At 74.0% G+C, this 12,475-nt stretch carries 5 protein-coding genes; 3 read left to right on the top strand and 2 right to left on the bottom strand.

From position 1 onward, the window contains the following. Positions 1 to 6: 6 nt before the first annotated feature. Together AC4BDD_RS30410 and AC4BDD_RS30405 are read right to left on the bottom strand one after the other, a co-directional pair. Entirely contained in the window at positions 7 to 8,925 is an 8,919-nt protein-coding gene (locus AC4BDD_RS30410) for an SDR family NAD(P)-dependent oxidoreductase (RefSeq protein WP_490688697.1), read from the bottom strand. A gap of 531 nt (positions 8,926 to 9,456) precedes the next feature. Further along, complete coding sequence (locus tag AC4BDD_RS30405; RefSeq protein WP_490688696.1) at positions 9,457 to 10,170, bottom strand: TetR/AcrR family transcriptional regulator; 714 nt, start codon at positions 10,168 to 10,170, stop codon at positions 9,457 to 9,459. A 118-nt stretch (positions 10,171 to 10,288) separates the two neighbouring features. On the opposite strand from AC4BDD_RS30405, the gene AC4BDD_RS30400 reads away from it, so the two are divergent. From AC4BDD_RS30400 to AC4BDD_RS30390, 3 genes are all read left to right on the top strand, one after another. Then, entirely contained in the window at positions 10,289 to 10,990 is a 702-nt protein-coding gene (locus AC4BDD_RS30400) for an NAD(P)-dependent oxidoreductase (protein ID WP_490688695.1), read from the top strand. A gap of 8 nt (positions 10,991 to 10,998) precedes the next feature. Further along, a complete protein-coding gene (locus AC4BDD_RS30395) occupies positions 10,999 to 11,214 on the top strand; it encodes a hypothetical protein (protein ID WP_490688694.1) in 216 nt (71 codons plus the stop codon). 92 nt (positions 11,215 to 11,306) lie between these two features. After that, a complete protein-coding gene (locus AC4BDD_RS30390) occupies positions 11,307 to 12,458 on the top strand; it encodes a GDSL-type esterase/lipase family protein (protein WP_490688693.1) in 1,152 nt (383 codons plus the stop codon). The last annotated feature ends 17 nt before the right edge of the window (positions 12,459 to 12,475 follow it).

Raw genomic sequence — 12,475 nt, 5'->3', positions numbered from 1 at the left:
CGTCCCCTAGCCCTGGTTCCCGACGCCCAGGGCGTCCAGCTCGTCGTCGGTCATGCCCTCGATGCGGCTGAGCCCGTCGAGGATCGCGGACAGGTCCGGCCCGAGGTCCGGGGTGGCCGCGTCCGACGTGCCGGCGGCCGGCATACGGCGGTCCAGTTCGGCGGCCAGGTCGGTGAGGAGGGGCGCGTCGAAGACGGCCTGGACCGGGATTTCCGCCCCGGTGCGCTGCTTGATCAGGTTGATCAGGCGGGTGGCCATCAGCGAGTTGCCGCCGAGGGAGAAGAAGTTGCTCCGCGCGCTGAGCCGGTGCGGCTCGATCTGGAGCAGTTCGGCCCACAGGGCGGTCATCAGGGCCTCGGTGCCGGTGTCCTCGGTACCGGCACCGAGGACACCGGTGTCACCGGTGTCACCGGTGTTCTCGATACCCGTGCCCCGCTGCCCGCTCGCGGGCGCCGGCCCGGGGTCGGCAGCGGCGGGGATGCCGGTCGGGGTGCGGCCCACCCAGTGGCGGCCGGTCTCGAAGACGGTCGCCGGGAGCGGCACCAGCCGCCGCGGCCCGTGGTGGAGTCCGTGCCACGGGACGGCCGCCCCGTGCACCCACAGGTCGGCCAGCCGGTCGAGGTCGCCGTCGGCGACCAGCCCGGCGAGCAGGTCGCTGCCGCGGCGGCCGGTGAGGAGGGAGCCGAGCGGGCCGGCGTCCTCCTCGGCGTTGCCGAGGTACAGCCCGGGCTCCGGTCCGGCGGGCGCCCGGTCGGCGAGGTGACGGGCCAGAGTGGACCGGAGCGCCTCGGCGGAGTCCGCGACCACGGCGAGCCGTTCGGGCAGCGCCTCCCGGCCGAGCTGGCTGGTCCAGGCGAGGTCGGCGAGGTCCGCCTGCTCGGTCAGCAGGTGGTCGTGCAGCCGCCGGGCGGTGGTGCGCAGTGCCTCGGGGGTGCGGGCGGAGAGGACCACCAGCTGGGGTCCGTACGCCGCCGCGTCCCGCTCCCCGGCCTCGGGGGCCGGGCGGGCGGGGGGTTCTTCGACGACCAGGGTGACGTGGCTGCCGCCCGCGGCCACCGAGTTGACCAGGGCGCGGCGCGGGGCCGGCCGGCCGTCGGTGGTGGTGCCGCGGGGCTCCCAGCCGGTCACCGCGTCGCACAGGGCGAGCGGGCCGCCGGTGAGGTCGAGGTTGGGGTTGGGGTCGCCGGTCTCGACCAGGGGCACCAGCTCGCGGTGGTGCAGCTGGAGCACGACCTTGGTCAGCTGGGCGATGCCGGAGGCGGCTTCGGGGTGGCCGAGGTTGGACTTCACGGTGCCCACCGCGACCGGGGTGGCGGACCCGGCGAACACCTCGCGCAGGGCGCCTGCCTCGACCTCGTCGGCGAAGGCGGTGCCGTTGGCGGCGGCCTCCACATAGCCGATGGAGTCCGGTGCGGCGCCGGCCCGCTCCAGCGCTTGCCGCATCACCTTGACCATGGCCGGTCGGCTCGGCGTCATGAAGCCGTTGGAACGGCCGCTGTGCAGCGAGGCGGTGCCCCGGATGACGGCGTGCACGGTGTCGCCGTCGCGCAGGGCCGCGGCCAGCGGCTTGAGCAGGACGGCGCCGACACCCTCGGCGGGCAGGTAGCCGTCACCGTCGCGGAAGCTGCGGCTGCCGGGGTGACTGCCGAGGAACTGCATCTCGGACAGGGCCACGAACTTGTCCGGGTCGACGGTGAGGTTCACCCCGCCCGCGACGGCCAGTTCGGCCTCCCCGCGCAGCAGGTCGGCGCAGGCGAGGTGGATCGCCATGGCCGAGGAGGTGCACATGCTGTCCACGGCGAGGCTGGGTCCCTCCAGCCCGAAGAAGTGCGAGACCCGGTTGGCGATCATGTTGTAGGAGGAGGACGAGGTCAGCGCGGCCAGGGCCGGCTCGGAGGCGTCGGCCCGGTACATCTGGTAGGCGGCGCCGACGTAGACACCGACCCGGCGGTCGTGGCGCTCCGCGATGACCTGCTGCGTCACCCCGCTCTGTTCGAACAGGTGCCAGACGGTCTCCAGGAAGAGCCGCTGCTGCGGGTCCATCACGGCGGCCTCGCGGGGCGAGATGCCGAAGTGCAGGGGGTCGAAGCGGTCGATGCCGTCGAGGAAGGCCCCCCACTTGCCGCGGCTGCTGCCGGGGGTGTCCGGGCCGCCGGCATATCGCTCGTGGTCCCAGCGGTCGGCCGGGACCTCGGTGACCGAGTCGCGGCCGGCCCGCAGGTTGGCCCAGAACGCGTCGAGGTCGGCGGCGTCCGGGTAGCGGCCGGTGATCCCGACGACGGCGACGGCGTCCGCGTACGGGTCCCGGTCCGCGGCCGCCGGCGCGGCCGGGGCCGGGGCGGGCGCGGCGGGCTCAGCCGGAGCAGGCTGCGCAGCGGCGGGCTCAACCGAGACAGGCTCAGCCGAGGCCACGGCGGCGGCCTGGGGGCTCGGGGCGGGGGCGGGGGCGGGTTCACCGAGCAGGGTACGGAGGGCCTGCGGGTGTTCGTCGGCCAGATGGCGGGCGAGCCCGCGGACCGTCTGCACCTCGAAGAGCAGGGTGCGGGGCAGCGGCCCGAAGTCGTCCTCCAGTCCGGAGACGAAGTTGACGGCGAGGACCGAGTCGACGCCGTACCGCTCCAGCGGGGTCTCGGGAATCAGCCGCTCCGGGCGGAGCTTGAGGGTGGCGGCCAGCTGCCGGCGGAAGTGGGCGACCGCCCGCTCCTCCAGACCGTCCGCCGGGTCCTCTCCCCCGCCGGCGGAGAGCGCCGCGGCCGGGGCCGAGGGGGTGTCGGGTGCCGAGGGGGCGTCGGGTGCCGAGGGGGCGTCGGGTGCCGAGGGGGCGTCGGCACGGCCGGTCAGCCCGGCCGGCAGCTCCGCGCGGCGGCCGGCGACGACCAGGAGCCGCCCGGCGTCGAGCCCGTTCTCCCGCGGGGCCAGGGCGACCCGGAGGGCGGCCAGGCCGCGCGGGGTGTCCAGCGCGGTCAGCCCGGCCTTGGCGAGGTGGTCGCGGACGACCGGATCGGTCGCCCCCATGCCGCCCTCGTCCCACAGCGGCCAGCCGACGGAGACGGTCCGGCCGCTGCGCCGGCCGGCCGCGGCCTGGGCCTCGCGGTGGGCGGCGTAGGCGTCCATGAACCCGTTGGCGGCGGCGTAGTCGGCCTGGCCGGGGTTGCCGAAGGTGCCGCTGATCGAGGAGTAGCAGACGAAGAAGTCCAGCGGCTGGTCCGCCGTCAGCTCGTCGAGGTGGACGAGTCCGGCGACCTTGGGCGCCAGCACCCGCTCCAGTTCCTCCGGGCTCTTGCGGACCACGAAGTTGTCCGCGACGACCCCGGCACTGTGCACGACGCCGGTGAGCGGCCCGTGCGCGTCGGCGATGTGGGCGAGCAGCCGGGCGAGATCGGCGCGGTCCGCGGCGTCGGCGCGGTGGTACTCCACCGTCAGCCCGGCCTTGCGCAGCTCCCGCAGGGCGGCCCGGCGCTCCGCGTCGAGCGGGGAGCGGCCGGTGAGTACCACGGTGGCGCCGCTCGTGCGGGCGGCGATCTCCCGGGCCGTGATCAGGCCGAGGCCGCCGGCGCCGCCGGTGATCAGGTACACGCCGTCGGCGCGCCAGGGGCGGTCCGCCGGGCGGGCCGCGGTGAGTTCGGCCGGGCGGCAGACCTGGCGGCGGCTGTCGCGGTAGCGGACTTCCGCGTCGCCGGGTCCGGCCGCGGACTCGGCGGCGAGCCGGGCGGCGACCACGGCCGGGGCGGCCCCGTCCAGGCAGTCGACGAACCGGGTGTGCAGCTTGGGGTTCTCCAGGGCGGCGGTCCGCAGCAGGGCGGCCAGTCCGCCGAATCCGACGGCGCGGCCGGGGTCGGCCGGGCCGGTCAGGACCACCTGGAGCAGTTCGTCGGGGCGTACGCCGCGTTCCAGCAGATCGCGGACGATGCCGAACAGGCGGCGGGCCGCGTCGGTGTACCGCTGGTCCGTGGTGGTGCCGGCGGGCTCCAGGAAGGTGACGGCGGTACCGGCGGGCAGGGCGGCGGTGAGGGCCGCGCGGTCGGCCGCGGGGGTTTCGCCGATCACCACGACGTGGTGGGCGGCGTACTCCTCCGGCCGCGGCCGGGGCATGGGGGCGCGGTCGGTCCACTCCGGGCGGAACAGCAGCACCTCGTCGTCCCGGCCGGCGGCGGATACGGCCTCCGGCGCGGGGACGGCTTCCCGTACGGGAACGGCCTCCGGCGCGGGGACGGCTTCCCGCGCGGCGGCGGGGCGTGTGGGCTGCTGCGACTGCGCGGGCCACGGGAGCGGCTCGCCGAGGACGTCGTCGTCCAGCCAGCATCGCTCCCTGGCGAAGGGGTACCCGGGGAGGGCGACGCGGCGGGCGGGCGGGAAGCCGGCGTGGGCGGTGTCCCAGTCCACGGCGGCTCCGTCGGCCCACAGCCGCAGCAGCCCGTCGTGGGCGCCGTGCCCGGTCCACTCGGCGACGGCGGCGGCCACCGCGTCGGTTCCGGGGGTCCGGTCGGCGCGGACGGTGCCGCGCACCGCGCCGGGGCCGGGGCGGCCCGGTTCCGCGGCGAACGCGTCGAGTACGGCGGTGGCCTCGGCGACGGTCCGGGCGGCGAACGCGAACCGCTCGTCCAGGTGCATCCGGCCGGTCTGCAGGGTCCGGGCCACGTCGGGCAGGTCGGCGTCGGCCAGTTCGGCCAGCCGGCCGCGCAGCCGGCGGGCCACCTCGGCGAGCTGCTCCTCGGTCGCGGCGGAGAGCACCAGCAGGGCGGGCCGGCCGTCGGCGTGCGAGGCGCCGGCGGGGCGGGTGTGTCCGGGTTCGGGCAGGTACTCGGAGATGATCACGTGGGCGTTGGAGCCGCCGCCGCCGAAGCTGGAGATCCCGGCGATCCGCGGGAAGGTGACGGCCTCTCCGTCCACGTCGAGGACCGGCCGCCGCCAGGGCTCGACCTGCTGCTGGACGTGAAGCGGGGTGCGGTCGAAGTCGATGTGCGGGTTGAGCCGGGACGAGTGCAGGCTGGGCGCCAGTTCGCCGTGCTGGAGCTGGAGCAGCACCTTGGTGATCCCGGCGATGCCGGCCGCGCTCTCGCAGTGGCCGATGTTGGACTTCACCGAGCCGACCGCGAGGTGCTCGGGGCTGCCGCCGGCCTGGCGGAACGCCTTGTGCACTCCGGCGACCTCGATGGGGTCGCCGAGGGAGGTGCCGGTGCCGTGCGCCTCCAGGTAGCTCAGGGCGCGCGGGTCGATGCCGGCGGCGGCGATCGCCTCGGCGATGACCTCGCCCTGCGCGACCGGGGTGGGGACGGAGTAACCGCCGGTACGGCCGCCGTGGTTGACGGCGGTGCCCTTGATGACGCCGAGGATGCGGTCCCCGTCGGCGACGGCCGCCTCCAGGGGGCGCAGGACGACGGCGCCGACGCCCTCGCCGGGTACGTAGCCGTCGCCGCCTTCGCCGAAGGTACGGCAGCGGCCGTCGCTGGAGAGGAAGTGGCGCTCGGAGAGCACCATGAACTTGTTGGGGTGCGGGCTGAGGTTCACGCCGCCCGCGATGGCCGCCTCGCACTGTCCGCTGCGGATGGCCTCCACGGCCAGGTGCAGGGAGGTCAGCGAGGACGAGCACATGGTGTCCACGGCGAGGCTGGGGCCGTGGAAGTCGTAGAAGTAGGAGACCCGGTTGGCGACGGTCGAGGCGCTGCCCCACAGGGCGGTGCGCCGGCCCCGCTGCTGCGCCTGGGCGCCGAAGAGCTGGTACTCCTGGTACATCACGCCGACGAAGACGCCGACCCGGCCGGTGCGGGACAGGCCCTGACCGGTGTAGCCGGCGTCCTCCAGGGCGTGGTGGGCGCACTGGAGGAAGAGGCGTTCCTGCGGGTCGAGGTAGTCGGCCTCCAGCATGGATATCTGGAAGAACAGCGGGTCGAACTCGTCGATGCCGTCGAGGAACCCGCCCCACGCGCCGGCGGCGCTGCCGGTGCCCTCGGTGTACCGCCGGTGGTCCCAGCGCTCGGCGGGGACTTCGCGGATGCTGTCGCGGCCGGCCCGCAGGTTGGACCAGAAGGCGGCGAGGTCGGGGGCGTCGGGGTAGCGGCCGCTGACACCGACGATGGCGATGTCGGCGGAGGCGCGGGCGCGGACCGGGGCCGCGGTGGCCCCGGTGTGGACCGGGACCGGCGGGCTCGCGGCGGGTTCGGCGGCGGCCGGCCGGGGTTCGGCGGGCAGGCGGCGGGTGCCCAGTCCGGTCAGCTCGGCGCAGACCCGGCCGTGCTCGTCGTAGACGGTGACGTCGAGACGGGCGTCCGCCGCATCCGCGGTGTCCGCGGCGTCAGTCCGGTGGCGGATCCATGCCCAGGCCCGGGTGGGGGTCTCGGCGGGGGTGTCCAGGCTCTGGAGGGCGAACGGCAGGGCGAGGGCGGCCTGTCCGTCGGCGGGGGTGCCGGTGAGCCACAGGCCGATGGTGGCCTGGAGGGCGCCGTCGGCGATGCCGGGGTGGAGGCGGGCGCCGGGCAGCGGGTCGGCGGCGGCCGGGAGGAGCAGTTCCGCGAGGACCTGGGGGCGGCCGGCCGCGTCGGTGCCGGTGGCCACGGAGACCAGGGTCCGCTGGGCGGGACCGTATTCCATGCCCATCGCGTCGTAGTGGGCGTAGACCTCGGCGCCGGTGAGAGCGGGTCCGGTGCAGGCGGCGCGCACCTCGGCGAGGCCGGGGGCCGTCCGGGCGAGGGCGGGGGCGGTCTCGGTGAGCCGCGCGCGGCCGGCGCCGCACAGGGTGTGTCCGCCGTCGGAATCGAGGGAGTGGATCTCGTACGCGTACCCGGCGGCGGCAGCGGCCAGGGCGCGTACGGTCACCCGCAGTTCGAGCCCGTCCGGGCCGCTGGTCGCGGGGCGGAGCCAGACGACGTCTTCCAGCCGGATCCGGCCGGTGTCCTCGCCGAGGGTGCGGGCGACGGCCGCACGGGCCATCTCCAGGTGGGCCACGCCGGGCAGGACGCGGGCGCCGCGCACCCGGTGATCCCGCAGGTACGGCTCCTCGCCGTCGAACCGCGTGGCGTATGCGGTGCCCTCGCCGGTGGACACGGGGCGGTGGAGCATCGGGTGTGCCGCCGCCGAGGGGGCCGGGGCAGGTTCGGGGCTGCCGAGGTGGGCGGCGAGAGCCCGTACGGTCCGGTGCCAGGAGAACACCGTGGCCTCGACGGGGCGGCCGAGGCGTGCGGTCAGCCGTCCGGCGAGCCGGGCGAGGCCGGTCCAGTCGAGCCCGAACTCGGTGAGCTCGCCGTCCGGGTCGACGTCGGCGGCGGGCACCTGGAGCAGCTCGGCCACCTCGGCGGTGACGACGGCCAGCGGGTCGGCCCCGGCGGCAACCGGAACCTCCGCGACAGTCTGAGCCGGGGCGGGGGCCGGAGCCGGGGCGGGAGCGGCAGGGGCAGGGGCAGCAGCCGGGACGGAGACGGGGGCGGGGGCCGGGAGGCGGTCGGCGAACTCCTCCGCCAGGTGCTCCGCCAACTCGGAAACCGTCCGGTACTCGAACATCACCGTCGGCGACAGCGCAACACCGATCCGGTCCTCCAGCTCGGCCACCAACCCCAGCAGATCCGCCGAAGCCAAACCCAGCTCGTAATACCCCAGATCAACCGGCACATCCACCGCGTCCAAAGACAACCGCGCCGCCACCAGATCCCGCAGCACCGACGCGAAATCCCCACCACCCGCGGAAACAGCAGCAGGAGCGGCAGGGGCAGGGACGGGAGCAGCAGGGGCAGCAGCCGGGACGGGGGCGGGGGCCGGGAGGCGGTCGGCGAACTCCTCCGCCAGGTGCTCCGCCAACTCGGAAACCGTCCGATACTCGAACATCACCGTCGGCGACAGCGCAACACCGATCCGGTCCTCCAGCTCGGCCACCAACCCCAGCAGATCCGCCGAAGCCAAACCCAGCTCGTAATACCCCAGATCAACCGGCACATCCACCGCGTCCAAAGACAACCGCGCCGCCACCAGATCCCGCAGCACCGACGCGAAATCCCCACCACCCGCGGAAACAGCAGCAGGAGCGGCAGGGGCAGGGACGGGAGCAGCAGGAGCAGCGGCAGGGGCAGCAGCCGGGGCGGGGGTTTCGCGGACGTCGAGGGAGGTCTGGGCTCGGACCCGCTTGGCCACGAACCGGCCGACCTCGGCGAGCTTGCGCCCGCTGTCGTCGTAGAACTCGACCACCAGCCGGATGAGTTCCTCGTCCCGGCGCACCGAATCGGCCGGGACCCGGACGAAGACGCGCTTGCCCAGGGGACCCGCGGCCCGGAACTCCTCGAACATCAGCGGCAGGTAGAGACCGGGACCGTCGTTCCCGCCGTGCAGCATGCCGATCGCGATGCCGCCGCCGAGCAGCCCGGCCTCGAACAGCGCGGGGTGGAAGAGGAAGGCCGCGGTGGTGCCTTCGTACTCGGGGGCGAGCTCCAACTCGGCGATCCAGTCGCCGGGGCGGTGGTGTACCTGGCCGCTGATCTTCATCATGCCCGAGTGCTGGAGCTCGTGTTCCCGGCACCAGCGGTAGATGTCGGTCAGCGGGGTGGCGCCCGTCGCACCCTCCAGCGGGAGCGCCAGCCGCTCGGTGAAGGCGGCCGGCTCCCGGCGGTGGGCGGCGACCACCGCGTGCAGGACGTCGGTGGTGTCCTGCGCGCGGCGGCTGCGGACCTCGATGCGCCAGCCGCCGCGCGGGGCGGGGCGGCCCTCGACGGTGGCCTGTACCTGCTCTCCCGGGGCGGCGACGAGGGGCGCGAGGATGGTGAGGTTGCGCAGTTCGACGTCCGGCATGGCGTGGCCGTGCCGGGCGAGGACCTGGAGTACGAGGTCCACGTAGCCGACGCCCGGCAGCAGCGGTCGCCCGTACACGACATGGCCGCGCAGTAACGGGTTATCGGAGGTGACCGTGAAGGTCTCGGTGAACACCGGCGATTCGGATTCGGCCATCGGTTTCCATCTCCAGACAGGCGTCGATCCAGCCGGGAGCCCAGTCCAGGCCCAGCCGGAGGAATACATTCCGGAGTAAGTGCGGGAACTCCGTGATGCAGATCGCCGGGGCTTCCGCGGACGGAAGCGGAACATGATCAATCAGCCCGTTCAGGGCGTACCTCGATGGCACCGGAAGCGACAGCTGTCGACGGTGCCAATGAGATGCTCTGCGAATCCCTGGCGGATTCGGGCGTCAGCCCGGATGACCCGCACTCCGGTGACCGGAGGCGGCCCCGCCGTCGTCCGCAGACTTCTGAATGCGATCCCCCCGCAAGCTCATCCGGCCCGTGGCCGGTCGTGTCACCCCGTAACCCCGCGTTCCAGCCAGTGGGAATCTCAGGTCAATTCCACTGGCCCCTCGGCTGGTTGGAGCCTAGGGGAGTGATCGTCGTGGCGCAACGAAAGATCGGAAAATTGATCATTCTCAATACGATTCCGGTCATCGGTAGATCGTCACGGCGCAACCGGCACTCCATGAAGACGTTGACTTCAGTCTGCGTCGAGGCCCAAAATCCGGACCAACTGGGCCAGTTCGGCGCGGAAGAGTTTGCCGGGGGCGAGTGTCTGGGCCCGCAGATGGCCGTAGATCTCCAGCGCGACCAGACCGTGCAGGTGCCCCCAGATCCGCAGGGCGAGGGCCACGCCGGCCGGCGGCAGGTCGGGGAAGGCCTGGCGGATCTTGCCGAGCAGGCCGGAATCGAAGTCGTCCCAGGTGAAGTCCGCCTCCCCGGCCGGTGATTCGGCGCTCTCCCAGGCCGCGGCGGCGAGGGCGGCGATGCCGACGCACACGCGCCGGGCGGCGTCCGGCGCGGCGCCGCCCTCGGGGGCCCGGTAGCCGGGGACAGGATCGCCGTAGACCAGCCGGAAGCCCTCGGGGTTGGCCAGCGCCCAGTCGCGGAAGGCGTGCGCCCACGCCTGGATGCGCGCCGCCGGACTGCCCTGCGAGGAGGCCGCCCAGGCGGCGTCGACGGCGTCCGCGAGCGCGGTGTAGACGTCCGCGATGAGCGCGGTGACCAGGTCGTCACGGGTGGCGAAGTAGCCGTAGATGGCGTTGGGGGTCATGCCCATCTCACGGGCGATCGCCCGCAGGGTGATCGCGTCGGGGCCGCCCGAGCTCATCAACTCCAGTGCGGTGCTCTTGATCTCGGCGATCGTCTCGGCCCTCAGCCGCTCACGTCGCCCCGTGTTCCGGGTGCCTGCCACTCACCCACTCTACACCGTCGCAATTCCGAGCGCCGTGCATAAACTTCACGGCGTATAGTTTTCGCACGGCGTGAGGAGCTGCTCGCGCCGTCCATCCGGCATGTACAAGGGGAGAACCATGCACATCGGCGTCATCGGAGCCACCGGCACCATCGGCAGCCGCGTCGTCACCGAGGCCCTGGGGCGCGGGCACCGCGTCGCGGCGTTCAGCCGCGACGCGTCCGCCATCGACGACCGGCGCGAGAACATCAGCTGGGCGAGCGTCGACGTCCTTGATGCCGCGAGCATCGCCGCCGTCCTGCCCGGCCTGGACGTCCTCATCAGCGGATTCCAGCCGGGAAACGCCGCCAAGGACATCACCGACACCATCCAGCGCTCGGTCGCGGACCCGGCCGTCTACGCCAGCGCCGCCCGAGCACTGCTCACGGCCCTGAACAGCCACCCCCGCACCCGCCTCATCGTCATCGGCGGCGCCGGCAGCCTGGAGATCGAACCGGGCGTCGTCCGCGCCGAGCACGAGGAACTCCTCCACGAGACGCTCGACGCGCTCGGGCTTCCCCGCGAGTACGCCGCCGCGGTACGCGGCCACCACGACGCGCTGAACGTCCTGCGCACCTCCAATCGGCTGTGGACCTACTTCAGCCCCGCCGAGCGGATAGCCCCCGGCGAACGCACCGGCCGCTTCCGCATCGGCGGCGACCAGCCCGTCCTCGACGCCGACGGCCTCAGCCGGATCTCGGCCGAGGACGCGGCCGTCGCGCTCGTCGACGAAGCCGAGCTGCCCCGCTTCGTCCAGCGCCGATTCACCATCGGCTACTGAGCCGTTCGATGCCGACCCGGGAGGCGGCCGTCTCGTACGGCCGCCTCCCGGCGCCGGTGCGGGGCGATCCGCGACGTCAGGCGCCGGTCAGTGCCGCCCCCACCGGCCCTTCGACCACCGCCGACCAGGTCGTCCTCGCCCCCACCGAGCCGTCGGACACCGCCACGGCACTGCGCGACCTGCTGCTGCACGCCTCGGCAAAGTCGCCCTCCACCGACCGCTGAACGGTGTGCGTCGGGATATTTCCGGGAACACAATCCGCGGCCCGTGCATTGGTGATCACCTGACAGCGAGAGGCAGGAAGCGGAGGCACCCCATGACCACCTCGATGCGTGAAGTCCCCCTGGCCGGGGGCCCGGTCGAGTTCCGCGGCGCCCTGGAACTGGAGACCACCGAGGCGGCGGTGCTGCCGCTGCGGCTGCCCGCGTGGACCAGGGCGCAGTACCCGGACCCGTTCATGCGGGGCGTGGCCGAGATGCCCACGGGTGTCCGGCTGGCGTTCCGTACCGAGGCGCGTCGGCTGGAGCTCGACGTCCTGACCACCGTGTGGCACTTCGACGGCGAGCCGGATCCGATGGACCCGGGGCTGGTGGATCTGGTGGTGGACGGGGAGTCGGCCGGCCGGGCCGAGGTGCCGGTCGGCAACATCGTGCGCCTGCCCGATCTGCGGGGTGAACGGCGGCTCGAGCCCGGTGCCCCGGGGACCGTGCGGTTCGCCGGGCTCGGGGCCGGGATGAAGGAGGTCGAGCTGTGGCTGCCGCAGCAGACCCGCACCGAACTGATCGCGCTGCGCGCCGACGCCGAGGCCCTGCCGCCCGCACCGAGCGGCCGCCGCCGCTGGGTGCACCATGGGAGTTCCATCAGCCACTGCATCGAGGCGGACGCTCCCACGGGCACCTGGCCCGCCGTGGCCGCCGCGATCGCCGGGGTGGACCTGGTCAATCTCAGCCAGGCCGGGAACGCGATGCTCGACCCTTACGTCGCGCGCGCCATCCGGGACACCCCGGCCGATCTGATCAGCGTCAAGGTGGGCATCAACATCGTCAACGCCGCATCGTTCCGGCAGCGCACCTTCGCTCCGGCGGTGCACGGCTTCCTCGACACGATCCGCGACGGGCACCCCGACACCCCGTTGCTGCTGATCTCGCCGATCACCTGCCTGGCGGTCGAGGACACTCCCGGCCCCAGCGTGTGGACGGCCGAGGGCCTCAAAGCCACCGGTGACCGCGCCGACGTGGCCCAGGGTGCCCTGACGCTGAACGTGGTGCGCGAAACACTCGCCCGGATCGCCGGGGAGCGCGGCCGGCACGACCGGAACCTGCACTACCTGGACGGGCGCGAGCTCTTCGGCCCCGGCGACGTCGACGACCTGCCGGATGGCCTGCACCCGAACGCGGCCGGCTACCGTCGGATCGGCACGCGGTTCGCGGAGGTGGGCCTGGGGCCGCGGGGCGCCTTCGGCCAGTAGCCCGGCACCGGCCCCGG

The sequence above is a fragment of the Streptomyces sp. JLBT605 genome (genome assembly GCF_058215555.1).
This window is presented reverse-complemented; position numbering and strand designations above follow the sequence as displayed.